This window comes from Kosakonia sp. H02, from assembly GCA_030704225.1.
Taxonomy (GTDB): domain Bacteria; phylum Pseudomonadota; class Gammaproteobacteria; order Enterobacterales; family Enterobacteriaceae; genus Kosakonia.
This window is the reverse complement of the sequence record CP131915.1, coordinates 2962680-2988636: the sequence shown is the minus strand read 5'-3', so window position 1 is coordinate 2988636 and position 25957 is coordinate 2962680. Positions and strand designations below refer to the sequence as shown.

At 54.2% G+C, this 25957-nt stretch carries 29 protein-coding genes and 1 other RNA gene; 19 read left to right on the top strand and 11 right to left on the bottom strand.

Going from position 1 to position 25957, the window contains the following annotated elements; all coding sequences use genetic code 11:
- Window positions 1-15: 15 nt before the first annotated feature.
- The 3 genes from Q5705_14080 to uxaC all read right to left on the bottom strand — a co-directional run bounded on the left by Q5705_14080 (window position 16) and on the right by uxaC (window position 3557).
- Entirely contained in the window at window positions 16-558 is a 543-nt protein-coding gene (locus tag Q5705_14080; protein ID WLI75715.1) for a YgjV family protein, read from the bottom strand.
- A gap of 81 nt (window positions 559-639) precedes the next feature.
- Complete coding sequence (locus Q5705_14075; protein WLI75714.1) at window positions 640-2127, bottom strand: altronate dehydratase family protein; 1488 nt, start codon at window positions 2125-2127, stop codon at window positions 640-642.
- Window positions 2128-2144: 17 nt separating this feature from the next.
- A complete protein-coding gene (gene uxaC, locus Q5705_14070) occupies window positions 2145-3557 on the bottom strand; it encodes a glucuronate isomerase (protein WLI75713.1) in 1413 nt (470 codons plus the stop codon).
- Between the two features lie 464 nt (window positions 3558-4021).
- Here uxaC and Q5705_14065 point away from each other — a divergent pair, with 464 nt between their 5' ends.
- The 11 genes from Q5705_14065 (at window position 4022) to Q5705_14015 (ending at window position 11297) form a co-directional block, all read left to right on the top strand.
- A complete protein-coding gene (locus Q5705_14065) occupies window positions 4022-5320 on the top strand; it encodes an MFS transporter (protein WLI75712.1) in 1299 nt (432 codons plus the stop codon).
- A 123-nt stretch (window positions 5321-5443) separates the two neighbouring features.
- On the top strand, window positions 5444-6220 hold the full coding sequence (gene exuR / locus Q5705_14060; GenBank protein ID WLI75711.1) for a transcriptional regulator ExuR: 777 nt from the start codon (window positions 5444-5446) through the stop codon (window positions 6218-6220).
- A gap of 334 nt (window positions 6221-6554) precedes the next feature.
- Window positions 6555-7217: a DedA family general envelope maintenance protein YqjA gene (yqjA, locus tag Q5705_14055; GenBank protein WLI75710.1), complete on the top strand. Its 663-nt coding sequence runs from the start codon at window positions 6555-6557 to the stop codon at window positions 7215-7217.
- Window positions 7218-7221: 4 nt separating this feature from the next.
- Window positions 7222-7608 carry an EnvZ/OmpR regulon moderator MzrA gene (gene mzrA / locus Q5705_14050; protein ID WLI75709.1) on the top strand — a complete coding sequence of 129 codons (387 nt, stop codon included), beginning with the start codon at window positions 7222-7224 and terminating at the stop codon, window positions 7606-7608.
- A gap of 147 nt (window positions 7609-7755) precedes the next feature.
- Window positions 7756-8124, top strand: coding sequence for a DUF1090 domain-containing protein (locus Q5705_14045; GenBank protein WLI75708.1), 369 nt, complete (start codon window positions 7756-7758; stop codon window positions 8122-8124).
- 38 nt (window positions 8125-8162) lie between these two features.
- Complete coding sequence (locus tag Q5705_14040; GenBank protein ID WLI75707.1) at window positions 8163-8465, top strand: YqjD family protein; 303 nt, start codon at window positions 8163-8165, stop codon at window positions 8463-8465.
- Between the two features lies 1 nt (window position 8466).
- The gene (locus tag Q5705_14035) at window positions 8467-8865 is read left to right on the top strand and encodes a phage holin family protein (protein ID WLI75706.1); all 399 of its coding nucleotides are present in this window, start codon (window positions 8467-8469) and stop codon (window positions 8863-8865) included.
- Entirely contained in the window at window positions 8862-9152 is a 291-nt protein-coding gene (locus tag Q5705_14030; protein ID WLI75705.1) for a YqjK-like family protein, read from the top strand. The genes Q5705_14035 and Q5705_14030 overlap by 4 nt, the downstream gene beginning before the upstream one ends.
- A gap of 214 nt (window positions 9153-9366) precedes the next feature.
- The gene (locus Q5705_14025; GenBank protein ID WLI75704.1) at window positions 9367-9759 is read left to right on the top strand and encodes a DoxX family protein; all 393 of its coding nucleotides are present in this window, start codon (window positions 9367-9369) and stop codon (window positions 9757-9759) included.
- A 78-nt stretch (window positions 9760-9837) separates the two neighbouring features.
- Window positions 9838-10824 (top strand): glutathione S-transferase family protein, encoded by a 987-nt coding sequence (locus Q5705_14020; protein ID WLI75703.1) that lies wholly within the window; start codon window positions 9838-9840, stop codon window positions 10822-10824.
- Window positions 10825-10949: 125 nt separating this feature from the next.
- Entirely contained in the window at window positions 10950-11297 is a 348-nt protein-coding gene (locus tag Q5705_14015; GenBank protein ID WLI75702.1) for a DUF805 domain-containing protein, read from the top strand.
- Between the two features lie 9 nt (window positions 11298-11306).
- Here Q5705_14015 and Q5705_14010 read toward each other — a convergent pair whose 3' ends face one another.
- Complete coding sequence (locus Q5705_14010; GenBank protein WLI75701.1) at window positions 11307-12203, bottom strand: LysR family transcriptional regulator; 897 nt, start codon at window positions 12201-12203, stop codon at window positions 11307-11309.
- Window positions 12204-12308: 105 nt separating this feature from the next.
- Here Q5705_14010 and Q5705_14005 point away from each other — a divergent pair, with 105 nt between their 5' ends.
- Window positions 12309-13010, top strand: a complete 702-nt coding sequence (locus Q5705_14005; protein ID WLI75700.1) for a pirin family protein — start codon at window positions 12309-12311, stop codon at window positions 13008-13010.
- A gap of 43 nt (window positions 13011-13053) precedes the next feature.
- Window positions 13054-13200 (top strand): hypothetical protein, encoded by a 147-nt coding sequence (locus tag Q5705_14000; GenBank protein ID WLI79031.1) that lies wholly within the window; start codon window positions 13054-13056, stop codon window positions 13198-13200.
- Between the two features lie 30 nt (window positions 13201-13230).
- Here Q5705_14000 and Q5705_13995 read toward each other — a convergent pair whose 3' ends face one another.
- The 6 genes from Q5705_13995 to Q5705_13970 all read right to left on the bottom strand — a co-directional run bounded on the left by Q5705_13995 (window position 13231) and on the right by Q5705_13970 (window position 18854).
- Window positions 13231-13986 carry a glutamine amidotransferase gene (locus Q5705_13995; protein WLI75699.1) on the bottom strand — a complete coding sequence of 252 codons (756 nt, stop codon included), beginning with the start codon at window positions 13984-13986 and terminating at the stop codon, window positions 13231-13233.
- Between the two features lie 155 nt (window positions 13987-14141).
- Window positions 14142-14520: RNase P RNA component class A (gene rnpB, locus Q5705_13990), an RNA gene on the bottom strand.
- Window positions 14521-14552: 32 nt separating this feature from the next.
- Window positions 14553-15698: a glycerate 2-kinase gene (gene garK / locus Q5705_13985; protein WLI75698.1), complete on the bottom strand. Its 1146-nt coding sequence runs from the start codon at window positions 15696-15698 to the stop codon at window positions 14553-14555.
- Between the two features lie 102 nt (window positions 15699-15800).
- The gene (garR, locus tag Q5705_13980) at window positions 15801-16691 is read right to left on the bottom strand and encodes a 2-hydroxy-3-oxopropionate reductase (GenBank protein WLI75697.1); all 891 of its coding nucleotides are present in this window, start codon (window positions 16689-16691) and stop codon (window positions 15801-15803) included.
- A gap of 31 nt (window positions 16692-16722) precedes the next feature.
- Window positions 16723-17493, bottom strand: coding sequence for a 2-dehydro-3-deoxyglucarate aldolase (gene garL / locus Q5705_13975; GenBank protein ID WLI75696.1), 771 nt, complete (start codon window positions 17491-17493; stop codon window positions 16723-16725).
- A gap of 26 nt (window positions 17494-17519) precedes the next feature.
- Complete coding sequence (locus Q5705_13970) at window positions 17520-18854, bottom strand: MFS transporter (GenBank protein ID WLI75695.1); 1335 nt, start codon at window positions 18852-18854, stop codon at window positions 17520-17522.
- A 421-nt stretch (window positions 18855-19275) separates the two neighbouring features.
- Here Q5705_13970 and garD point away from each other — a divergent pair, with 421 nt between their 5' ends.
- Complete coding sequence (gene garD, locus Q5705_13965) at window positions 19276-20847, top strand: galactarate dehydratase (GenBank protein WLI75694.1); 1572 nt, start codon at window positions 19276-19278, stop codon at window positions 20845-20847.
- A gap of 56 nt (window positions 20848-20903) precedes the next feature.
- Here garD and Q5705_13960 read toward each other — a convergent pair whose 3' ends face one another.
- Window positions 20904-21713: a DeoR family transcriptional regulator gene (locus tag Q5705_13960; protein WLI75693.1), complete on the bottom strand. Its 810-nt coding sequence runs from the start codon at window positions 21711-21713 to the stop codon at window positions 20904-20906.
- A 248-nt stretch (window positions 21714-21961) separates the two neighbouring features.
- On the opposite strand from Q5705_13960, the gene kbaZ reads away from it, so the two are divergent.
- The 5 genes from kbaZ to agaF are packed head-to-tail and all read left to right on the top strand — an operon-like array spanning window position 21962 to window position 25849.
- On the top strand, window positions 21962-23257 hold the full coding sequence (kbaZ, locus tag Q5705_13955; protein ID WLI75692.1) for a tagatose-bisphosphate aldolase subunit KbaZ: 1296 nt from the start codon (window positions 21962-21964) through the stop codon (window positions 23255-23257).
- Window positions 23258-23269: 12 nt separating this feature from the next.
- The gene (gene agaV, locus Q5705_13950; protein ID WLI75691.1) at window positions 23270-23743 is read left to right on the top strand and encodes a PTS N-acetylgalactosamine transporter subunit IIB; all 474 of its coding nucleotides are present in this window, start codon (window positions 23270-23272) and stop codon (window positions 23741-23743) included.
- Window positions 23744-23752: 9 nt separating this feature from the next.
- A complete protein-coding gene (gene agaW / locus Q5705_13945; GenBank protein WLI75690.1) occupies window positions 23753-24532 on the top strand; it encodes a PTS N-acetylgalactosamine transporter subunit IIC in 780 nt (259 codons plus the stop codon).
- Window positions 24522-25400, top strand: coding sequence for a PTS N-acetylgalactosamine transporter subunit IID (agaE, locus tag Q5705_13940; protein ID WLI75689.1), 879 nt, complete (start codon window positions 24522-24524; stop codon window positions 25398-25400). The genes agaW and agaE overlap by 11 nt, the downstream gene beginning before the upstream one ends.
- 14 nt (window positions 25401-25414) lie before the next feature.
- Window positions 25415-25849, top strand: a complete 435-nt coding sequence (gene agaF / locus Q5705_13935; protein WLI75688.1) for a PTS galactosamine/N-acetylgalactosamine transporter subunit IIA — start codon at window positions 25415-25417, stop codon at window positions 25847-25849.
- Window positions 25850-25957: the final 108 nt, after the last annotated feature.

The window sequence follows — 25957 nt, the reverse complement described above, 5'->3', positions numbered from 1 at the left end:
CCTCGTCATCTTTTATCAACGTGTCTCTTGCTGCGCGGTTTCGACTTTAAATGGGTCGATGCCGCGTTTTTGCATGCGCCAGAAACGAATGATGTTCAGCCCGTTCATGATGAGAAAGCTGCCCTCGATCAGCGTGCCGCCAATCGATCCGAGCCAGAAGTTGTGGATCACCCAGCAGCCGGTGGAACACCAGAGCACACAGCGCATCGGCAGGCCTCTAAAACGAAACAGTGCCCAGGTGCTAACAATCGTCCCGGCGACCGGCAGCAGTTCAACAGGGTGATGGTATTTTGCCAGCCCAAGCCCGCCAGTCAGCACAATAAACAGCGCCATGATCCACAGGCTGCGGGTTCGCAGGGTAATCAGCGTGCGGATGGCATTAAGTATGGCGCTCGAACCGGCAGGAAATGCGCCCATCAGGAAGAAATGTACGCCGATAATCGCGCTATACAGCGAAAGCTGCTTCTTGAAACGACGCTCATCGCGGTTGATGAAGGTTGTAATACCAATCAGAAAGGCAAGCACCCCAACGCCCTGGGCAAGCCAATACGCAGTCATGGAAATTCCTTAGGGTAGATAAAAAGAAACGGCGTTCCAGATGCTGAAACGCCGCTTTACTTTATTCCACGTCAGAGCAACTTACAAAGTCACACCACTTTTAAATATCGCCAGTTCGCGGAAATCGTTTTTCTCATTGCAGGTCTGCTTGCCGTTGGCGATATCAACAATCACATCGACAAACTCGTTCAGCAGTTGCGGCATTGCTTTGCCGTGAATCAATTGCCCCGCATCGAAGTCGATCCAGTGTTTTTTCTTCGCCGCCAGTTCACTGTTCGTCGCGATTTTTACCGTCGGTACAAAACCACCGTACGGCGTCCCGCGACCGGTGCTGAATAGCACCATATGACAGCCCGCACCGGCTAAAGCACTGGTGGCCACCGCGTCGTTACCCGGCGCGCTCAACAGATTCAGGCCGTGGGTTTTCAGGCGTTCGCCGTAGCGCAGCACGTCCACCACCTGGCTGGCACCGGCTTTCTGCGTGCAGCCCAGCGATTTCTCTTCCAGCGTGGTGATGCCGCCCGCTTTGTTACCCGGCGATGGGTTCTCATAAATCGGCTGATTGTGGGCGATAAAGTACTGTTTGAAGTCGTTGACCATGGTAACGGTCTTCTCAAATGTGCTTTCGTCGCGGCAATGACTCATCAGAATGCGTTCTGCGCCAAACATTTCCGGCACTTCGGTCAGCACAGTGGTGCCGCCGTTGCCAATCACATAATCCGAGAAACGACCGAGCATCGGGTTCGCGGTGATCCCGGACAGGCCGTCAGAGCCGCCGCATTCGAGACCAAATTTCAGCTCGCTCAGTTTACCCGGCTCACGCTTATCGTTGCGCATTGCCTGATAGAGCTCGTGCAGGTGCTCAAGCCCGGCCTCCACTTCGTCGTCCTGGTGTTGGCAGACCATAAAGTGGACGCGTTGTGGGTCAAACTCACCGAGCGTCTGGCGGAAGGCATCAACCTGGTTGTTTTCACAGCCAAGGCCAATAACCAGCACCGCACCGGCGTTTGGATGACGCACCATGTTTTGCAGCATGGTGCGGGTGTTGATGTGATCGTCGCCCAACTGTGAGCAACCATAGGTGTGGCTGAACAGGTAGACGCCGTCGATACCTTCGGCGTCACCGGTCTCTTTCAGGAAACGGTTCTGGATCTGGCGCGCAATGCCGTTCACACAGCCGACCGTTGGCAGGATCCACAATTCATTGCGGATCCCCACTTCGCCATTAGCACGGCGGTAGATCTGGACATCCCGATCGCCCGCCTGGCTGCCTTCATCCTGAAAATCAGGTTGATAGCTATACTCGTCCAAATCGCCCAGATTAGTACGCGCGTTATGGGAATGGATGTGCTCACCCGGCGCGATATCTGATGTCGCATGACCAATTGGCAGACCATACTTGACAACATTCTCACCCTCGGCAATGGGTTGCAGGGCAAATTTATGCCCGCGCACCACCGCCTGGCGCAGCCGAACGGTCTGGTTGTCGACAACGACTTCCGCGCCTTCGGCAAGATCGGCCAGTGCTACCGCAACGTTATCCAGCGAATGGATCTTGATGTATTGCATATCAACCTCAAACGGCCTTAGTTCAGTTCAATCGCGAAGTAATCACGTGCATTGTTAAAGCAGATGTTTTTCACCATTTCGCCCAGCAGTTGAATATCTGCCGGCGCTTCGCCCGCTTCGACCCAGCGACCAATCATCTGGCACAGGATGCGGCGGAAGTATTCATGACGGGTGTAAGACAGGAAGCTGCGGCTGTCGGTCAGCATACCGACGAAGCGGCTCAGCAGACCAAGCTGTGCGAGCTGGGTCATCTGACGTTCCATGCCATCTTTCTGGTCGTTGAACCACCAGCCGGAGCCGAACTGCATTTTGCCCGGCATACCTTCACCCTGGAAGTTACCGATCATGGTGCCCAGCACTTCGTTATCGCGCGGGTTCAGGCAGTACAGAATGGTTTTCGGCAGCAGGTTCTCTTCATTCTGCTTGCTCAGCAGCCTGGAAAGTTCTTCAGCCAGCGGGCGGTCATTAATGGAGTCGAAACCCACATCCGCCCCCAGCAGTTTGAACTGGCGCTGGTTGTTATTACGCAGCGCGCCGATGTGGTACTGCTGTACCCAACCGCGACGGGCGTATTCCGCACCCAGCCAGACCAGCACCGCCGTTTTGAACTGCGCGACGTCTTTTTCACTCAGGGTTTCACCGGCCAGGCGGCGAGCGAGGATGCTATCCAGTTCGGCTTCGCTGGCTTCAGCGAACAGCACTACGTCCAGCGCATGGTCGGACACTTTACAGCCGTGGGCTTCGAAGTGATCCAGACGTTTGGTCAGTGCGGTTTGCAGATCCGTAAAGCGACGAATGTCGGTATCAGAGACTTCACCGAGTTTCGCCATGTAATCGTTAAAGGTTGCCTGTTCAATATTGAACGCTTTATCCGGACGCCAGCTCGGCAGCACTTTAGCGCCAAAGGAAGGGATTTTGGCAATCGCCGCGTGGTGTTCCAGCGAATCAATCGGATCGTCGGTCGTACCGACCATTTTCACGTTCATCTGTTGCATGATGCCGCGAGCGGAGAATGTGTCCTGCGCCAGCAGTTCGTTACCGATGTGCCAGATTTCGTCAGCAGTCGACGGTGAAAACAGCTTACCTGTAATACCAAACGGGCGACGCAGTTCAAGATGCGTCCAGTGGTATAACGGGTTGCCAATAGTGTGCGGTACGGTCGCAGCCCAGGCGTCATACTTCTCACGGTCGGAAGCATCGCCGGTACACAGGCGCTCCGGCACGCCGTTGGTACGCATCGCGCGCCATTTGTAGTGATCACCTTTTAACCAGATGTCATACAAGTTTTTAAAACGGTAGTTCTCGGCTATCTGCTGCGGCGGCAAGTGGCAGTGATAGTCAAAAATTGGCTGGTCTTTTGCGTAGTCGTGGTACAGGCGGCGAGCAAATTCGGTATCTAACAGAAAATCTTCAGTCATAAACGGGGTCATTATCGTCTTCCTCTCAACGAGTGCGTCTGATGTTTTACCTTCATGCTGTCAAAGTTATCACACCAATTTCTATAGTCCGAAGATATTTTCGTGAGTTGGATCAATAAAAGCAGACAAAAATTTACACTTTATTCTCGCAAACACCCCGCCAGGCCGCGCCATATCTGGCTTGTCCCGCCAAAGCTAAAGACCACACAAAGAAAAACACTTTTGTGATGTCACTCACCTTTTCAAGTTGTATGACAAGTTATCTTTCTGCCGTCGAATACATAGGCCGACGGAATGCATTCCCGATAACTCGTTGATCGGACTTTACGGTACGGATGCCGACTTAAAAACGCTTACTGATGGCAGGTTTGGGCCGTACCGGAACTCCTCTTCCGGCTGCGCCCTCCCGTTTTCATCCTCCGACACGCTCGAAGGGTGACCGCGCAAGCGGTAATAACACAAACGATGAGGTTTACATGCGTAAAATCAAAGGATTACGTTGGTACATGATAGCACTGGTGACGGTCGGCACCGTGCTCGGTTACCTGACACGTAACACCGTAGCGGCAGCCGCTCCAACGTTGATGGAAGAGCTGCACATCTCCACTCAGCAATATTCGTACATTATTGCAGCCTATTCCGCGGCTTATACCATCATGCAGCCTGTTGCAGGCTACGTTCTGGATATTCTGGGTACCAAAATTGGCTATGCGTTCTTCGCCATCACCTGGGCAGTGTTCTGTGGCGCAACGGCGCTGGCAGGCAGCTGGGGTGGCCTGGCACTGGCGCGTGGTGCGGTCGGTGCAGCTGAAGCTGCGATGATCCCGGCGGGCCTGAAAGCGGCTTCCGAATGGTTCCCGGCGAAAGAACGTTCCATCGCTGTAGGCTATTTCAACGTCGGTTCCTCTATTGGTGCGATGATTGCGCCGCCGTTGGTGGTGTGGGCAATCGTGATGCATAGCTGGGAAATGGCTTTCATTATTTCCGGTGTGCTGAGCTTTATTTGGGCAATGGCATGGTTGTACTTCTATAAACACCCGCGCGATCAGAAAAAATTAAGCGAAGAAGAGCGCGAGTACATCATTGGTGGTCAGGAATCACAGCACCAGACTAACAACGGTAAAAAAATGTCGGTCTGGCAGATCCTGGGCACCCGTCAGTTCTGGGGTATCGCGCTGCCGCGTTTCCTGGCAGAACCGGCCTGGGGTACGTTTAACGCCTGGATCCCGCTGTTTATGTTCAAGGTTTACGGCTTTAACCTGAAAGAAATTGCGATGTTTGCCTGGATGCCGATGCTGTTCGCAGACCTGGGTTGCATCGTCGGCGGTTACCTGCCGCCGCTATTCCAGCGCGTCTTCGGCGTCAACCTGATTGTCTCCCGTAAAATGGTGGTGACCATGGGTGCGCTGCTGATGATTGGCCCAGGCATGATTGGTCTGTTCACCAGCCCGTATGTGGCAATTGGTCTGCTGTGCATCGGTGGTTTTGCTCACCAGTCTCTGTCCGGTGCGCTGATTACTCTCTCTTCGGACGTATTTGGTCGTAACGAAGTGGCAACGGCAAACGGTCTGACCGGTATGGCCGCGTGGATGGCAAGTACCATGTTTGCACTGGTTGTCGGTGCGCTGGCTGACACTATCGGCTTCAGCCCGCTGTTCGCCGTACTGGCGCTGTTTGACCTGATGGGCGCAGTGCTGATCTGGACAGTACTGAAAAACCAGACGGCCGAAGAGGTGGTCAGTCACTCGGTGGGCGACCCGGCCGCGCAAAGCTAGGCCACGATTTTATAACTATTTAAAGCCGCCTCAGGGCGGCTTTTTCATACCCGAAGATGGTGGGATCGCGGTAAAAGTGGTATAACAAATCTATTATTGCCTTTCTCTTCCTGGAGCTCACATATGGAAATCTCCGAGACACGACGTTTGTATCAGCAACTTGCCGCCGAGCTTAAAAGCCGAATTGAGCAAGGCGTCTATCTTGTCGGGGACAAGCTGCCCGCCGAGCGCTTTATCGCCGATGAAAAAAGCGTCAGCCGGACTGTGGTTCGTGAAGCCATCATCATGCTTGAAGTGGAAGGGTATGTGGAAGTTCGCAAAGGTTCCGGCATCCATGTGATTTCCAGTCAGGCGCGGCACACTCAGGTCCCGGATGAAAACCTTGAATTCGCCAATTACGGCCCGTTCGAACTGTTGCAGGCGCGTCAGCTTATCGAAAGTAATATCGCCGAATTCGCCGCCACGCAGGTGACGAAGCAGGACATCATGAAGTTGATGGAGATTCAGGATAACGCCCGCAAAGAGAAGTGCTTCCGCGATTCTGAATGGGATTTGCAGTTCCACGTGCAGGTCGCGCTGGCTACGCAAAACACCGCCCTGGCGGCTATTGTCGAGAAGATGTGGACACAGCGCGTGCACAACCCGTACTGGAAAAAACTGCACGACCATATTGATTTACGTACCGTCGACAACTGGTGTGACGATCACGACCAGATCCTCAAGGCCTTAATTCGTAAAGATCCCCACGCCGCTAAAGTGGCGATGTGGCAACATCTGGAAAATACCAAACAGATGTTATTTAACGAAACCAGCGATGACTTTGAATTCAACGCCGATCGCTATTTGTTTGCGGAGAACCCGGTCGTTCATCTTGATACAGCCGCAACCGGCACCAAGTAAAAAGCTTCATAAGGCGCACACTTACGCTGCGCCTGTCTCAATATTGGGTCAGTGAATAGTATAAAATGTCAGCCTGTGTAAATACCCTCGCCACCCTTTCTTCCGACAAGCAAAATCACTTCTTAGCGCTTTTCTGACTGACGTATAACCTCAGCCTTTGTTACAATTGGATGCATTTCGCTACTGTGTGAGTTAGCGCTTGCTCACAGCGTCTCTAACCAGGATTACCGCTGCACCCGGATGTGCCACGAGCGACCATAATGTATGAGAACTTATCGCCGTGCTGTTCTGTACGTAGCAGACGTGACGTAAACCGATGTACCAGGAACACCGAATGGAACTTTTAAGCCAATTACTTCACGCCCTCTGGAGCCAGGACTTTGAGACGCTGGCCCATCCCGGCATGATCGGCATGCTTTATTTTGTTTTGTTTGTCATTTTATTTCTGGAAAACGGCCTGCTCCCGGCGGCGTTTCTCCCCGGCGATAGCCTGTTGGTGCTGGTTGGTGTGTTGATTGCCAAAGGCGCGCTGGGCTATCCGCAGACCATTATTTTGCTCACTGTCGCGGCAAGCACGGGTTGCTGGCTGAGTTACATCCAGGGGCGATGGCTGGGCAATACGCGGCTGGTACAGAAATGGCTGTCGCATCTGCCGGCTCATTATCACCAACGTGCGCACCACCTGTTTCATAAACATGGGCTGTCGGCACTGTTGATTGGTCGTTTTATTGCTTTCGTTCGTACCTTGCTGCCAACGATTGCCGGGCTTTCAGGTCTCAGTAATACACGTTTCCAGTTTTTCAACTGGATGAGCGGCCTGCTGTGGGTAGTGATTCTGACCACGCTGGGCTATCTGTTGGGTAAGACACCGGTATTTCTGAAATATGAAGATGCCCTGATGTCATGCCTGATGCTGCTTCCGGTGGTGCTGCTGGTGATTGGCCTGGTTGGCTCACTGGTGGTGCTGTGGAAGAAAAAACAGAGCAATCGAGGTTAAGACCATGGAGTTGCATCGTCCTTTACTGCGCTGGTTACTGATGGGCATCGCTGCGATGGCTTTTTTCAGCGTGATGCTTTTTACCTGGACGACCCTGCAAAACCGCGAATCAACCCTTGCTATTCGCCCCCTTAGCCAGAATGTCAGCGTGCCGGATGGTTTCTCCATCTGGCATCATCTGGATGCCAACGGCATTCACTTTAAAAGCATTACACCGCAAAACGATACGTTACTGATTAAATTCGAATCCAGCGCGCAGAGCGCCGCGGCGAAAGTCGTGCTGGATCGAACCTTGCCTCACGGTTATATCATTGCCGCCCAGGATGATGATGACAACCAAACCTCCGCGTGGCTGACACGCCTGCGTAACAGCACGCATCGATTCGGCTAATCCTTCCTGGATTCTGAATCTTTTCACTCACTTTGGTGTTTATCCGTTACTTAACTATGCTTGAGTAACGGAACCAGGGTTCACTTTATGTAACTGGATGCTGGCGTAACCACCGTTTCGCTGGCCAACAACGGAAGGTTATCGATTATGAAAAACCGCATCGCACTGGCGCTGGCCCTTTTTTCTCTCAGCGCTGTCTCTCATGCTGCTACGCTTTGTCAGGAAAAAGAGCATGAGATCCAGCGGGAGATTAGCTATGCCGAAAAGCATAACAATCAAAGCCGCATTGAGGGTCTGAACAAAGCTTTGCGCGAAGTGCGCGCTAACTGCTCTGACAGCAAGCTGCGTGCCGCTCATCAGAAAAAAATCGCCGAGCAGAAAGAAGAGATTGCCGAGCGCCGCCATGACCTGGCCGAAGCAAAGCAAAAAGGCGATGCGGATAAGATAAGCAAGCGTGAACACAAGCTGAAAGAAGCCCAGCAGGAGCTGAAAGCGCTCGAGGCTCGTGACTACTGATTTAATGGAAATGACCACTCACTCACCTGGAGAGAACTATGTCGAAAGATAATGCTGACCATCTGCGCGCTGAGTTGAAATCCCTGGCGGACACCCTGGAAGAAGTGCTGGGTAATTCTGGTGAAAAATCGAAAGAAGAGCTGAGCAAGTTGCGCACCAAAGCCGAGCAGGCGCTGCGCGACAGCCGTCATCGCCTTGGGGAAACCGGCGACGCCCTCGCCCGTCAAACCCGCGAAGCGGCGGCCCGTACTGATGAGTACGTGCGCGAGAACCCGTGGGCCAGCGTCGGCATTGGTGCTGCGCTTGGCGTGATGTTAGGCGTTCTGTTGTCGCGTCGCTAAGATGGCAGATTCACGACACGCGCAGGGGCCTGGCAAAAGCGCGCTGGGGATCGGTCAGCGTATTCTGACCATCCTGGTAGAAATGGTTGAGACCCGCCTGCGGCTGGCGGTTGTTGAGCTGGAAGAAGAGAAAGCCAACTTATTCCAGCTGCTCCTGATGGTGGGGCTGACCATGCTTTTTGCCGCATTTGGCCTGATGAGTCTGATGGTGCTGATAATCTGGGCCATCGATCCGCAATATCGCCTGAACGCGATGATTGCAACCACCGTAGTGTTGTTAGTGCTGGCATTGATAAGCGGCATATCGACACTGCGAAAAGCGCGGGCATCTACGCTGCTGCGTCATACTCGTCAGGAGCTGACGAATGACCGCGCCTTGCTGGAGGATGATAAATCGTGAGCAACAAAGCGGAACGTCTGAAGCGTAAAGCGCATTTGCTCAGCGAGATCCAGCAACAGCGGCTGGATCTCACCGCAGGACGCCGTGACTGGCTCGAAGCCACAGGTGCCTATGATCGCGGCTGGAATACCCTGTTAAGCCTGCGCTCGTGGGCGCTGGTGGGCAGCAGCGCGATGGCTATCTGGTCTGTGCGCCATCCCAACATGCTGGTGCGCTGGGCCAAACGCGGCTTCGCAACCTGGAGCATGTGGCGGCTGGTCAAAACCACGCTGAATTCGCAACGCTAAAGCGTCACCTGCTTGCTTAGACGGGCAATCCTTTCGGGTTGCCCGTTTGCATTTCACTTCCCCAGTTTTTTTGAAAGATTTCGACAGTTTTCCTAGCTTACAATCTTTTCTCGCCCCGATTACTATCCTCTCCATCGACAGCAGACACGCGGCATATGCCCGTTTATGCACACATTTTACTGAATACCGCTAATGTGGTTCCCTGGAGAAAAAGATGAAAAAATTAGAAGATGTTGGTTTTCTGGTTGCCCGTATTCTGATGCCAATCCTGTTTATCGTAGCGGGCTGGGGCAAAATCACCGCGTATGCCGGAACGCAGCAATACATGGAAGCGATGGGCGTGCCGGGCTTCATGCTGCCACTGACCATCCTGCTTGAGTTTGGCGGCGGTCTGGCGATCCTCTTCGGTTTCCTGACCCGCACCACAGCGCTGTTCACCGCGGGCTTTACATTGCTGACCGCGTTTATCTTCCACCACAACTTTGCGGAAGGCGCGAACTCCATCATGTTCATGAAAAACCTGACCATCGCTGGCGGCTACCTGCTGCTGGGCATCACCGGTCCGGGCGCATTCAGCATCGACCGTGTACTGAATAAAAAATGGTAAGCGCTCTATACTGATTGAAGACACCAAAGCGAGGGGTTTTTACTCCTCGCTTTTGCTATTCAGAAGGAGAAAGCAAAAATGGGACAATTAATTGACGGCGTCTGGCACGACACCTGGTATGACACCAAATCCACCGGTGGGCGCTTTAAACGTTCAGAATCCGCGTTTCGCAACTGGCTCACTGCCGATGGCGCGCCCGGTCCTTCTGGCGAAAGCGGATTTGCCGCCGAAAAGGACAGATACCACCTTTATATTTCACTCGCCTGCCCGTGGGCGCACCGCACGCTGATCCTGCGAAAACTGAAAGGCCTGGAGCCGTTTATCCCGGTCTCCGTGGTCAACCCGCTGATGCTGGAAAACGGCTGGACATTTGCTGATGATTTCCCGGCGGCAACGGGCGATACGCTGTACCAACACGAATTTCTCTACCAGCTTTATCTGCACGCCGACCCGCACTATACCGGCCGCGTCACCGTTCCCGTGCTGTGGGACAAAAAAAATCACACCATCGTCAGTAATGAATCGGCGGAGATTATCCGCATGTTCAACACCGCCTTTGACGGGCTGGGCGCAAAAGCCGGGGATTACTACCCGTCGGAACTGCGGGCAAAAATCGATGAGCTGAATAGCTGGATCTACGACAACGTGAACAATGGCGTCTATAAAGCCGGTTTTGCCACCAGCCAGCAGGCTTACGACGAAGCCGTTACCAACGTGTTTACGTCGCTGGAGCGCCTTGAGCAGATCCTCGGCCGGCACCGTTACCTGACTGGCGATCGCCTGACCGAGGCCGATATCCGTTTATGGACGACGCTGGTACGTTTTGACCCGGTGTACGTAACGCATTTCAAATGCGATAAGCATCGCATTAGTGACTATCTCAATCTGCACGGCTTCCTGCGCGACATCTACCAGATGCCGGGAATTGCAGAAACCGTTGATTTCGCCCATATCCGCACTCACTACTACCGCAGCCACAAAACCATCAATCCGACCGGGATTATCTCCATCGGGCCGTGGCAGGATCTGGATGAGCCTCACGGGCGCGATAGCCGTTTTGCCTGATCTTTCGGGCGCGTCACAGCGCGCCCAAATAATTTCCCGCCTGATTTATCCCTTTGTAAATTTGCCGTCTATTCTTACTGTTATCGTTTAGAAAACAACGGATTGACCGTTGAGCGAGGCTGAGAATGGACTGGTATTTTAAGGTACTGCGCAATTACGCCACCTTCAAGGGGCGCGCGCATCGCCGCGAGTTCTGGATGTTCACCCTGGTCAACATCATTCTCTTCGGTGTGCTGTCTGTTATCGACAGGATCATCGTCTGGCACATCTTCGGCCTGATTTATGCGTTGCTGGTGCTGGTTCCTTCGCTGGCGGTACAGGTGCGTCGCCTGCACGACACCAATCGTAGCTGGCGCTGGCTGCTGCTGATGTTCATCCCGCTGTTTGGCTGGCTGGCATTGCTGGCGTTTTATAGCCAGCGCGGAACGCCGCAGGAGAACTGCTTTGGCGTGGAGCCGAAAACCTTCCCCTGAAGCAGAATCTTATTTACCGGCAAACAGTTTGGGAATTTCCCGCAAACACCATGATTTCCCTTCGCCCATGCTGTCGCGACGCCAGGCCATAATAATGTCCACCTGGCTGGTATATTCCGGGCTCACCACGCGCAGGAGACCGTCGGCAATATCCTGCTCGACCAGCGGGTAAGGCATGGTTGCCACCCCTAACCCCGCCAGCAATGCCTGACGTTTATCTTCAATGGTGCTCACCGTCAGCCTTGGCTGCTTATCCAGCAACTGCACCGTCAGCACCGGGCGCTCGCGGGCAGTATCAGCAACCGCCACACCGCGATATTTCACGCGCGTCACTTCCGAGAGCGGTTCCGGCTCCTGGTGAATAGGGTGCTGCGGCGCGGCGACGTAGACATTCATCACCGAATAGAGTTTGCGGGAGTTAATTTCTGAAGAAGAACGAAAATGCATATCCGGCGCGATGACAATGTCTGCCCGCCCCTGCTCGAGCCGTTCCCAGGCTCCCGCCAGCACTTCGGTAATAATCGACAATTGCGTGGTGGCCTTCGCTGCCAGCCTGTCCACCAGCGGAAACAGCGCTACCGTGGGAACCAGTGCTTCGGTGACCAGCGTCAGGTGGGTTTCCCAACCGCGCGCCAGCGCTTCGGCATCCGTCGTCAGTTTATCTGCGGCTTCCAGCAGCACGCGGCCGCGCTCCAGTAACATGCGCCCGACGTTGGTAAATTTCGTCCGGTGGCCAGAGCGGTCAAACAGCACCACATCCAGCTCTTCTTCAAGTTTTTGCATGGTGTAGCTGAGGGCAGAAGGTACGCGCCCCAGTTCATCTGCGGCGGCGGCAAAGCTGCCGCGCCGGTCTATCGCATCCATCACCCGCAGTGCTTCCAGCGTAAGCGCCCGTTCTTTGGCCATGATTGTTCTCATTCAGGAAATTTGAACATACCGGGCAGAATATCTGGCTAACAATGCAGCGTCCATCCCTTTAACATTGTTTTAAGTAAAGAGAGGTCAACAACTATGATTACTACCCGTACTGCGAAACAATGCGGACAAGCTGACTTCGGCTGGCTTCAGGCCCGCTACACTTTTTCCTTTGGACATTACTTTGACCCGAACCTGCTGGGCTATGCCTCACTGCGCGTATTAAACCAGGAAGTGCTCGCGCCAGGGGCTTCCTTCCAGCCGCGTACCTACCCGAAAGTGGATATCCTGAATCTGATTCTGGAAGGCGAAGCGGAATATCGCGACAGTGAAGGGCACCATGTTCAGGCAAAAGCGGGCGAAGCGTTGTTAATTGCTACCCAGCCAGGTATCAGCTACAGCGAGCATAATCTGAGCAAAGACAAGCCGTTAACGCGCATGCAGTTATGGCTGGATGCCTGCCCGGAGCGGGAAAACCCTTTAGTGCAGAAAATGACGATTGCCGATGCGTCCCAACAACTGTTAGCCTCGCCCGATGGCAGCGAAGGCAGCTTGCAACTGCGCCAGCAGGTGTGGCTGCATCATGTCGAGCTGGATAAAGGCGAAGAGCTGCAAATTCAAATACATGGGCCGCGAGCTTACTTGCAGTCCATTCACGGGACGGTGCATGCCGTCTCTCATTGCGAAGCGAAAGAAGCCCTTACCTGCGGTGACGGCGCTTTTATTCGTGATGAAGCTAACATAACACTGGTTGCCGACACGCCGCTGCGTGCTTTGCTGATAGATTTACCGGTGTGATGGGTCATTTTTTTATCAGGTGAAGTAAATGAGTATCCGCACAATGCATAGCCCGTTTGATCGCATAGCGAGCAACGATGTACCCGACGCGACATCTTTGTCGTTCGGATTTGAAGAGATGCTGACAGAACTGGAAGTTATTGTCGCAGAAGCCGTTATTCGTCTGGCGGAGGAAGAAGCCGCCGCCTGACCCGCCGCCCCGGTATACGCCGGGGCAATATTACTGCCCTGCGTCAAATGAAGCGACAGCCCTTTTTTGTTCGAAAACCCCCTGCATAAACCGCCGCAAGATTTCCGCCGCACCTGGCGCGGGCAGCACGCCGGCGACCAGGCTGTCGGTATCACCCCCTTCTTTTTCAATGTGTGGGCGATTAAGCCTTAACAGATCGGTGGCGATGTCCGGCGTCATTTCCGGGTGGAACTGCACAGAGACTGCACGCGGCCCGTAACGCACAATCTGGTGGGGATCGTGCACCGACGCAGCGAGCACGGTTGCGCCGATGGGTAAGCGGGTAACGGTTTGCCGGTGGGTCAGATGCGCGGGGAAGCTCTCTTTCAGATGCATAAGCAACGGATCTCTGGCGGCGGCCGGATTTAAATAGACGGTTTGGGTTCCGGCTTCGCGCCCTTTTTCGTGGTATTGCACATCGCCGCCCAGCGCCCAGGACATCAGTTGGTGGCCGTAGCATACGCCAAACAGCGGCATCGCAATCGCCATCGCATCGCGTATCCACGCCGCGGTTTTTTCGCTCCACGGCAGCCTGTCTGAAACCATTGCCCAGGAGCCGGTAATGATCGCCGCCCGGCGGGCATCCGGCGCAGGCAGCGTTTCGCCTTCAAAAACGCGAACCACTTCAACGTCATCCAGCTCGCAACCGAGCACCTGGCAAAACCAGAGTGGAATGTCGCCATGCGCCTCGCGCATAGACTCCGGGGCATTCCCCACCTGGATAATAATGATTGATTTTTGTTCCATGACGGCAACAACTCCCGTAGCGATGATGACAAAACCTGTTTTACAGGGTAGCGCGTTTCGCCAGCCGGGTGATGGGTTAATTGTTTATAAATTAGACAAGACAGACATGCGATGCAGAAACGCAAAAACCCGCCGAAGCGGGTTTTTGCCTGAAAAAGTGAAACTGACCGATAAGCCGGGTTCTGTCTTGGACAGTCATTCATCTAGGCCAGCAATCGCTCACTGGCTCAAGCAGCCTACCCGGGTTCAGTACGGGCCGTACCTTGTGAACCCCTATTTGGCCTTGCTCCGGGTGGAGTTTACCGTGCCACGAACTGTTGCCAGCCGCGCGGTGCGCTCTTACCGCACCCTTTCACCCTTACCTGATCCCGCTTGCGCGGGCCATCGGCGGTTTGCTCTCTGTTGCACTGGTCGTAGGCTTGCGCCTCCCAGGCGTTACCTGGCACCCTGCCCTATGGAGCCCGGACTTTCCTCCCCTCCGCCCGTCTCCCCCGAAGAGGACGACGACGAAGCGGCGACTGTCTGGTCAGCTTCGGCGCGCAGTATAGTGGGTTTGCACGCGCCTGTCACCCTTCCGTCAACATTCCCACCTGCAAGGTGGCGGCGATATTGCGGGACGCGCGGTAAATATTGTCAAACGCCCCGCGAAAGGCCTCTTCCAGCGTGCCGATGCTGGTCAGCACACTGAACACCGCATCGATACCATACTGATGCACTACGCCAACATCAGTGGTCAAACTGCCCGCAATGCCGATCACCGGCTTGTGGTATTTTTTGGCGACGTGCGCCACGCCGACCGGCACTTTGCCGTGAATACTCTGGCTGTCGATGCGGCCTTCGCCCGTCACCACCAGCGTGCAATCGTGAATATGCTCTTCGAGGTTCAGTGCCTGGGTGACAATCTCAATGCCGCTGCGCAACTCTGCGCCGAGAAACGCCATCAGCGCCGCGCCCATGCCACCTGCCGCACCGGATCCCGGCACGTTTTGCACATCGACATGCAGATCTTTTTTGATCACCTGCGCAAAATGGCTGAGGTTACGATCCAGTTCGACGATCATCGCTTCGGTCGCGCCTTTCTGCGGGCCAAAAATGCGCGATGCGCCTTTCTCACCCGTCAGCGGGTTAGTGACGTCGCAGGCCACGCGAATGGCGCAATTTTTCAGACGCGGATCCAACCCGGAAATATCAATATTGTTCAGGCTCATCAGATGACCGCCGCCGTAGGCGATCTCTGTGCCGTTGGCATCGGTCAGCCTGGCGCCCAACGCCTGCACCATGCCTGCGCCGCCGTCATTCGTTGCGCTACCGCCGATACCGATAATAATGTTGGTTGCCCCCTGTTCCAGCGCGTGCAGAATAAGTTCCCCGGTGCCGCGCGAAGTGGTAGTCAAAGGGTTGCGTAATTCAGGAGGGACCAGCGCCAGCCCGCTAGCCGCCGCCATTTCAATAAAGGCTGTGTTACCGTCACCAGACATTCCCCAGCAAGCGTCGACATGTTCGCCCAGCGGGCCAATAACCCTGGCGGAATGCACGGTTCCTTTCGTGGCGGCTATCATGGCTTCAACTGTACCTTCACCGCCGTCCGCGACCGGAACTGAAACGTAGTGAGCATCGGGGAAAATTTCCCGAAATCCTTTTTCTATTGCCTGCGCAACTTCTGTCGCAGACAGGCTTTCTTTGTAAGAGTCTGGGGCGATTACGATTTTCATAGTTGTGAGCCTGACCAAGCCGCGCACGTCACCCTTCAGGCCACTCGCGGCCTGAAGAGGTGGATGTCTAAAACGTCATGGGCGCGTTAACGCCCTTTCTTATTAACGAGTGACTTCGATTTTCGCCAGTTTCTCGTAGTAGCACGCCAGCGCGCTGTGGTCGGCCGTACCCAGGCCGTCAGCACGCAGCGCCTGCATCATCTCCATCACTGCGGCAGTCAGCGGCAGTTGCGCGCCCACGCCGTGAGAGGTATCCAGCGCGTTCGCCAGATCTTTGATATGCAGATCAATACGGAAACCCGGTTTGAAGTTGCGATCCATCACCATTGGCGCTTTCGCTTCCAGCACGGTGCTGCCCGCCAGACCACCACGGATCGCCTGGAATACCAGATCCGGGTTCACACCGGCTTTCGTCGCCAGCGTCAGCGCTTCAGACATGGCAGCGATATTCAGCGCCACGATCACCTGGTTTGCCAGCTTGGTCACGTTACCCGCGCCGATATCACCGGTGTGCACCACAGAACCAGCCATCGCTTTCAGCAAATCGTAATATTTATCGAATATCGCTTTGTCGCCGCCCACCATCACCGACAACGTGCCGTCGATGGCTTTCGGTTCACCGCCGCTCACCGGCGCGTCCAGCATTTCCACGCCTTTCGCTTTCAGCGCTTCGCTGATTTCACGGCTGGCCAGCGGCGCAATAGAACTCATGTCGATCAGCACCGTACCGGCTTTCGCCCCTTCGATAATGCCGCCTTCGCCCAGCGCGACTTCTTTGACGTGCGGGGAGTTTGGCAGCATGGTGATGATGACATCGCACTGCTCGGCAACGGCTTTCGCGCTGCTCGCGGTTTCAGCGCCTGCGGCAATCACTTCAGCAACCGAGTCCTGGTTACGGTCCACGACCACCAGTGAGTAACCTGCTTTAATGAGGTTTTTACTCATTGGTTTACCCATAATACCCAGGCCAATGAAACCAACTTTCATCGTCATAATTGCGTCTCTCTCTGTAATGGTGGTTTGTTTATTTTTTAAAGGTGTCGGCCAGTTTCTGCGTCGCCGAACGGAACACGCCCAAATCGCTGCCAACCGCAACCACCGTCGCGCCCCATTCGAGGTAGCGACGCGCGTCCGCTTCAACCGGTGCCAGAATACCGCTCGGTTTGTTGTGCGCTTTGGCGCGGGCAAAAATATGCTGAATGGTGCGCTGAACTTCCGGGTGCGCCGCGTTACCGATGTATCCCAGCGTTGCCGCGAGATCGCTCGGGCCAACAAACACGCCGTCTACGCCGTCGGTTGCGAGGATCGCGTCAAGATTATCGACACCCGCCTGGCTTTCGATCTGTACCAGAATGGTGATATTGGCGTTGGACTGGCGGAAGTAATCCGGCACGGTGCCAAACATATTGGCACGGTGGGAAACAGAAACACCGCGAATGCCTTCTGGCGGATAACGCGTCGCGGCTACAGCGTTCACTGCTTCTTCTTCGGTTTCGACAAACGGGATCAGGAAGTTATAGAAACCAATATCCAGCAGGCGCTTAATAACAACCGGGTCGTTGGTCGGCACGCGCACGACTGGTGCGCTAACACTGCCTTTCAGCGCCATCAATTGCGGTACAAAAGTGAGCACGTCGTTAGGGGCGTGTTCGCCATCCATAAGCAGCCAGTCAAAGCCTGCCAGGCCCAGAACTTCCGTGCTGATATGGCTACCCAGCGCAGACCAACAACCGATTTGAATCTGTTGAGCCGCCAGCGCGGCTTTGAATTTGTTTGGGAAGATATCGTTATTCATCTTTTGTACCTTAAATGAGTTGTTGCTTATTTCTTCAGTTCCATACGTTTGATATCGCCGACCACGAACAGGTAGCAGATCATCATCATCAGCGCTGAACAGCCGACGAATACCAACGCACCGTTGAAAGAATGCAACTCTTTAACCATGTATCCGATGACCAGCGGCGTCGCGATAGAAGCCACGTTACCAAATACGTTGAACACTCCACCGCACAGGCCAACAATCTCTTTTGGCGCAACGTCGGAGATAACCGGCCAACCCAGCGCACCAAACCCTTTACCGAAGAAGGCCAGCGCCATCAGCGCCACCACCAGTGGGGTGCTATCGGTGTAGTTACACAGAATGATGCTGGACGCCAGTAACATCCCCAACACAATAGGCACTTTACGCGCCACGGTCAGGGTGGAGCCACGTTTAATCAGATAATCAGAGAACAGGCCGCCCAGCACGCCACCGGCAAAACCGCACAGTGCCGGAATCGAGGCGACAAACCCCACTTTCAGAATCGACATGCCCTTTTCCTGCACCAGGTAAATAGGGAACCAGGTCAGGAAGAACCACGTAATGGTGTTCAGGAAGTATTGACCGAAGAACACGCCGAGCATCATGCGGTTGCACAGCAACTGCTTGATGTAATCCATTTTTGGACCCGCACTTTTGCCGTCGTCGGCTTTTTTGTGGTCCATATCAACAACCGCGCCGTTCTTCTCAATGTACTCCAGCTCTTCGCGGGTCATACGCGGATGATCGGTTGGGTTGTGAACAAATTTCACCCAGGCGAAGGTCAACACAAAGCCAATCACGCCCATCACAGTAAAGACATGTTCCCAGCCCCAGGCGTAGGTCAACCAGCCCAGCAACGGTGAGAACAGCGCCAACGAGAAGTACTGCGCAGAGTTAAAAATCGCTGACGCGGTACCGCGCTCTTTCGCCGGGAACCACGCCGCCACAATACGGGCGTTCGCCGGGAATGAAGGTGCTTCAGAGAAGCCCAACATAAAGCGCATAAAAAACATGGAGATCCCGGCATACGCTATCGGGAAGAAGTCGACAAAACCTTGCAGAAAGGTAAAGAGCGACCAGAAAAACAGGCTGTAGGTGTAGACTTTTTTCGATCCGAAGCGGTCGAGCAGCCAGCCGCCAGGGATTTGCATCAGCAGGTAAGCCCAGCCGAATGCGGAAAAGATGTACCCCATCGATACAGAATCAAGTTGCAGCTCTTTCGCGACATCGGTCCCGGCAATAGAAAGCGTTGCACGGTCGGCGTAGTTAACTGCGGTAACAATAAATATAATGAGCAGAATTAAATAACGGGTAGGAAACGCCCGTTTTGTTTCGACGGTTTGTTCAATAGTCATTTTTAATTTCCTCGGGCACCGCTAACTTCTAAATATAATTATTTGTGTGTGTTTTTATCTGATGAATTTAAATAGTGATACTTAATACAGATATTGGGCACTTCGATTTTATTAGCCTTCAGTATAATCAGCGACAGGAAGTCATACATTGGTGAGCTGCTCAATTTTCACATTTAATCAAAAGATTATTTTGAGCATATGCACATAAGCCTGGGCGCTGATGCACAGATCTTGCATTATGCAGCCTTGCCAGATGGGGGATGGCGATAATAAGTGATGTGGATCACATTTTAATATTTGAACTCCTGACATTCTTATTTCCAGCATACAAGATTTTTCTTTCTGATATTAATTACAGAATAAAGAATGGTTCCTCTATTTTGAGTAATGCATCGTACAGTTAGCTGGAGATTACTTAACAATGTCCGACATTGAAATAAGACAGCAATCGCCTGGGGCGTTTTATATTAAGGTTCACGACACCGATAATGTCGCGATTATCGTTAACGACAACGGCTTAAAAGCGGGCACCCGATTCCCGGACGGCCTTGAGCTGATTGAGCATATCCCGCAGGGTCATAAAGTTGCGCTGGTCGATATCCCTCAACATGGCGAAATCGTGCGTTATGGCGAAGTGATTGGCTACGCCGTGCGCAACATTCCGCGCGGAAGCTGGATTGATGAATCCCTGGTCGAGTTGCCAAAAGCGCCGCCGCTGAACACTCTTCCACTGGCGACCAAAGTCCCCGAACCGCTGCCCCCGCTGGAAGGCTACACCTTTGAAGGTTACCGCAATGCAGACGGCAGCGTCGGCACCAAAAACCTGCTCGGCCTGACCACCAGCGTACATTGCGTGGCGGGCGTGGTGGATTATGTGGTGAAGATCATCGAACGCGACCTGCTGCCGAAATACCCGAACGTCGATGGCGTGGTCGGCCTCAACCATTTATACGGCTGCGGCGTGGCGATTAACGCACCGGCGGCAGTTATTCCGATTCGTACGATCCACAACATTTCGCTGAACCCGAACTTCGGCGGTGAAGTGATGGTGATTGGTCTCGGCTGTGAAAAACTGCAACCGGAACGGCTGCTGGAAGGCACGGAAGATGTGAAAGCGATTCCGGCTGACGGTGCCAGCATTGTGCGTTTGCAGGATGAACACCACGTTGGTTTCCGTTCGATGGTGGACGATATTCTGCAAGTCGCAGAGCGTCACCTGGCGAAACTGAACCAGCGTAAACGCGAAACCTGCCCGGCCTCTGAACTGGTAGTCGGCATGCAGTGCGGCGGCAGCGATGCTTTCTCCGGCGTCACGGCCAACCCGGCGGTCGGTTACGCCTCTGACCTGCTTATTCGCTGCGGCGGCACGGTGATGTTCTCGGAAGTAACCGAAGTGCGCGATGCCATCCATCTGTTGACGCCGCGCGCCATTAATGAAGAAGTGGGTAAACGCCTGCTGGAAGAAATGGCCTGGTACGATAACTATCTGGACATGGGTAAAACCGACCGCAGCGCCAACCCCTCTCCGGGGAACAAAAAAGGCGGTCTGGCAAACGTCGTGGAAAAAGCGCTCGGCTCGATTGCAAAATCCGGCAAGAGTGCCATTTCCGAAGTGCTGTCGCCGGGCCAGCGCCCGACCAAACGCGGCCTGATTTACGCGGCAACACCGGCGAGCGACTTCGTTTGCGGCACACAGCAGGTGGCTTCCGGCATCACCGTGCAGGTGTTCACCACCGGTCGCGGTACGCCGTACGGCCTGGTCGCCGTGCCGGTGATTAAAATGGCAACGCGTACCGAGCTGGCAAATCGCTGGTACGACTTAATGGACATCAACGCGGGGACCATCGCCACCGGCGAAGAGAGCATCGAGGATGTGGGCTGGAAGCTGTTCCACTTTATTCTTGATGTCGCCAGTGGCCGTAAGAAAACCTTTTCGGATCAATGGGGGCTGCACAACCAGCTGGCGGTGTTCAACCCGGCTCCGGTGACCTGATTCATAAAAAAAGCGTAAACCTCACTTTTAAGCATGGCTTCGGCCATGCTTCTTTTTTATTGCTTCACCAGCAGCACGTCGATACCGCTTTTCTGCAATCCATGCAGGCTCTCCGCCGGGATCCCTTCGTCCGTAATGACCATATCAATACGCTGCGTATCGATAATTTTGTGCAAACTCAACCGGTTAAATTTGCTGGAATCCGTCACGACAATAATGCGCTCCGCCACTTCACACATGCGTCGGTTCAGCCGCGCCTCATCTTCGTTATGCGTACTAACGCCGCGTTCAAGATCGATGGCATCAACGCCGAGAAAAAGGATGTCGAAATGGTAGTTCTGTAGCGATTGTTCCGCCTGATCGCCATAGAAAGACTGCGACTGACGGCGCAGGTGCCCTCCGGTCATCAGCAACTCTACCCCTTCGGCATCAAGCAATGCATTCGCGACATTCATACCATTCGTCATCGCGATCACGTCCTGGTGTTGCTTCATCATGCGCGCAATTTCATACGTCGTGGTTCCCGAGTCGAGAATAACGCGGTGTCCCGGCTTGATCATTTCAGCCGCCGCAAGCGCAATCCCCCGCTTCAGCCCGGTATTTAACGCGCTTTTATCTTCCACGGAAGGTTCGGATGCCGGTGCGTTGCCGTCACAGATAAGTGCCCCGCCATAAGCGCGTACGGCAATTCCCTGTTTTTCCAGGAAGGCGAGATCGTTGCGAATTGTGACGGTGGAGACACCAAAAAAAAGAGATAAATCATTAACCTGGACGCTTCCTTGCTGGCGTAGCCGCTGGATAATCTGCTCACGCCTTTCGCTCGTACCGAGAGTGCGCTTTTCGGGTGAGGAACTGGTGCTGGCCATAAGAAATCCTTTAACTGAACTTTCGTTTCATTTCGATTTACTTATTAAACCTGACTTCGTAAGGAATGCAAGCGCGAGATGGAAAGCTGCTCGCAGAAAGTGTATGCAAGTAACTTTCGTTATGTTTGTTTTGTGAAACAGATCGGAAAAGCATTATCTTTCATTTTATTTTTACGACAACATGAATCAGGATAAAAGAAAACGAAACGAAAGAAACAAACCCGATAACGCTAAAGAGGGAGAGGAAAGTGAAACACCTTACCGCGCTGATAAAGCATCACAAAGAGGGCGACAAGAAAGGGATCTACGCCGTTTGTTCTGCCCATCCCCTGGTGCTTGAAGCCGCAATCCGATTTGCCGCCGCTCATCATCACCCGTTACTTATTGAAGCGACATCGAATCAGGTTGATCAATTCGGCGGCTATACCGGCATGACACCGGCGCAATTTCACGCTTTCGTTTGCCAGCTTGCCGATAAGCTGAGCTTCCCGCGCTCACAGTTGATTTTGGGTGGCGATCATCTTGGCCCAAATCGCTGGCAAACATTACCCGCATCCGAGGCCATGTCCCATGCTGAAGAGCTGATTAAGCATTACGTCACGGCGGGTTTCAAAAAAATCCATCTCGATTGCAGCATGTCGTGCGCCGACGATCCTACACCGCTTACCGATGAGATCGTAGCGGCACGCGCCGCAAGGCTGGCACAAGTGGCTGAAGTGGCCTGCATGGCGCAATGGGGTGAGGCCGATCTGGTCTACGTCATCGGCACTGAAGTTCCCGTCCCTGGCGGTGCCCACGAAACGCTGACCGAGCTTGCCGTTACCTCCCCCGATGCCGCGCGCGCCACGTTACAGGCGCATCGCGCCGCCTTTGAACGCCAGGGGCTAAGCAACATCTGGCCACGCATCATCGCGCTGGTAGTTCAGCCCGGTGTTGAATTCGATCACACCCATGTCGTGGATTACCAGGCACAAAAAGCCAGCGCCCTGAGCAAAATGGTGGAGGATCAGCCGACACTGGTGTTTGAAGCCCACTCCACGGATTATCAGACACCTCAGGCGCTGCGCCAGTTGGTTCACGATCACTTTGCTATTTTGAAAGTCGGCCCGGCGCTTACTTTTGCCCTGCGTGAGGCGCTGTTCGCTCTGGCGGCGATCGAAGAGGAACTGCTTCCCGCCCGCGCCTGTTCCGATCTTCGTCACGTGCTGGAAAATGTCATGCTCGACCGTCCTGAGTACTGGCAAAGCCATTATCACGGTGACAGCCACGCCCGCCGCCTGGCGCGCGACTTTAGCTATTCAGACCGCGTGCGTTATTACTGGCCGGATAGCCAGATTGATGAATCCTACGCACGACTGGTGCGTAACCTGGCCGACCAGCCCATTCCCCTTCCGCTTATCAGCCAGTACCTGCCGCTTCAGTACGCCAGAGTGCGCGAGCACAGGCTGAGCGCAACGCCTAACGCGCTGATTATTGATCACATTCAGGACGTGCTGCGTCAGTACCACGCCGCCTGTCAGGGCGTTTCGTCTGATAACAATTAAAAGGAAAACGTTATGCCAAACATCGTATTAAGCCGTATTGATGAACGCTTAATCCACGGTCAGGTAGGGGTGCAATGGGTTGGGTTTGCCGGGGCGAACCTGGTGCTGGTGGCCAACGATGAGGTTGCCGACGATCCGGTACAACAAAATCTGATGGAAATGGTGCTGGCGGAAGGGATCGCCGTGCGCTTCTGGTCGCTGCAAAAAGTGATCGACAACATCCATCGCGCCGCTGACCGGCAAAAGATCCTGCTGGTTTGTAAAACCCCCGCTGACTTTTTGACCCTGGTAAAAGGCGGCGTCCCGGTTAGCCGTATTAACGTCGGGAATATGCACTATGCCGATGGCAAAAAGCAGATCGCCAAAACTGTCTCTGTCGACGCCCGCGACATTGCAGCGTTCAATGCGTTGAAAGCCAACGGCGTGGAGTGCGTAGTGCAAGGTGTGCCGACAGAGCCCGCACTGGATATCTTCAAACTACTTTGAGGCACTCTTATGGAAATCAGCTTGCTACAGTCTATCGCGCTGGGCATTCTCGCCTTTATCGCTGGCCTGGATATGTTTAACGGCCTGACACACCTGCACCGCCCGGTGGTGCTCGGCCCGCTGGTTGGGTTCATTCTTGGCGATCTGCATACCGGCATTCTTACTGGCGGCACACTGGAGCTGGTGTGGATGGGCCTGGCTCCGCTGGCGGGCGCTCAGCCCCCGAACGTGATTATCGGTACTATCGTGGGCACCACATTTGCCATTACCACCGGTGTGAAACCTGATGTAGCCGTCGGCGTTGCAGTGCCTTTTGCCGTCGCGGTGCAGATGGGGATTACCTTCCTGTTCTCAGTGATGTCCGGCGTCATGTCGCGCTGTGACCGCATGGCGGCAAATGCCGACACCAAAGGAATCGAGCGCGTCAATTACCTGGCGATGCTGGTTCTGGGCGTGTTCTATTTTCTTTGTGCATTCCTGCCGATTTTCTTCGGCGCGGAACATGCAAAAACCGCCATTGACCTGCTCCCGGCGCGCCTTATTGACGGCCTCGGCGTAGCAGGCGGGATCATGCCCGCTATCGGTTTCGCCGTGCTGTTGAAAATAATGATGAAGAACGCTTACATCCCCTACTTCATTATTGGTTTCGTTGCCGCCGCCTGGCTGAAACTCCCGGTACTGGCGATTGCCGCCGCCGCACTGGCGATGGCCTTAATCGATCTGTTGCGTAAACCCCCGACAGAAAACATGTCGAATCCTCAGCAAAAGGAGTCTGAAGATGGCATCTAACCAAACTGTTCTGCCAGACGTGGAGAAAACCGAGCAAACTTTGCTGGCTGGCAGCAACGAAAATAGCTATGAAGACCAGACGATTGGCGCGCCGCTAACCCGGCAGGATATCAACCGCGTGGCGTGGCGTTCGATGCTGCTCCAGGCCTCGTTTAACTATGAGCGCATGCAGGCCTCCGGCTGGCTCTACGGTCTGCTGCCCGCACTGAAGAAAATTCATACCAACAAGCGTGATTTAGCACGGGCCATGAAAGGTCATATGGGCTTTTTTAATACCCACCCTTTCCTGGTGACTTTTGTCATCGGCATCATTCTGGCGATGGAGCGCTCTAAACAGGACGTTAACAGTATTCAGAGCACCAAGATTGCCGTCGGCGCACCGCTTGGCGGTATTGGCGACGCCATGTTCTGGCTTACGCTGCTACCCATTTGCGGCGGTATTGGTGCCAGCCTGGCGTTGCAGGGATCAATACTGGGCGCCGTTATCTTTCTGCTGCTGTTTAACGTAGTGCATTTCAGTCTGCGCTTTGGCCTGGCGCACTATGCTTACCGGATGGGGGTAGCCGCGATCCCCCTTATCAAAGCCAATACGAAAAAGGTCGGTCACGCGGCTTCTATTATCGGTATGACGGTGATTGGTGCGCTGGTGGCTACCTACGTGCGGTTTTCCACAACGCTTGAGGTAAAAGCGGGCGATGCGGTGGTTAAACTGCAAAGCGATGTTTTCGATAAGCTGATGCCTGCCTTTCTGCCGCTGCTATACACGCTGGGAATGTTCTGGCTGGTACGCCGGGGATGGAGCCCATTACGCCTGATAGGCGTGACGGTCGCGCTGGGTATTATTGGTAAATTTGCACACTTCCTCTGAATTAAGGAGTCACGATGCTGGGAATTATTCTTTGTGGACACGGTGGTTTCGCCAGTGGAATGGCAAGAGCAATGACGCAAATTCTGGGTAAGCAGGCGCAATTTATCGCTATCGATTTTCCAGAAACCTCAACGACCGCCTTGCTGACAGAACAACTGGAAGAGGCGGTCAACACGCTGAGTGGCAACGAGGGGCTGGTGTTTCTCACCGATCTGCTGGGCGGCACACCATTTCGTGTCGCGTCCACTCTTGCGATGCAGCAGCCGAACCGCGAAGTCATTACCGGCACCAACCTGCAACTGCTGCTGGAGATGGCACTTGAACGGGATGAATTAAGCTGTGAAGCGTTTCGCTCACAGGCGCTTGAATGCGGCCATCGCGGCCTGACAAGCCTTGCCGATGAACTGGGGCGCTGCCGCGATGAAAAACAGATCGAAGAAGGGATCTGACAGATGGCATTACGATTAACGCAATAACCTGACTACTCCCCCTTGTAGTCCTTTTTCTTGTCTGTTGTTTGGGCATGGCGCTGTTATTACGCCATGCCTTTTCTTTCG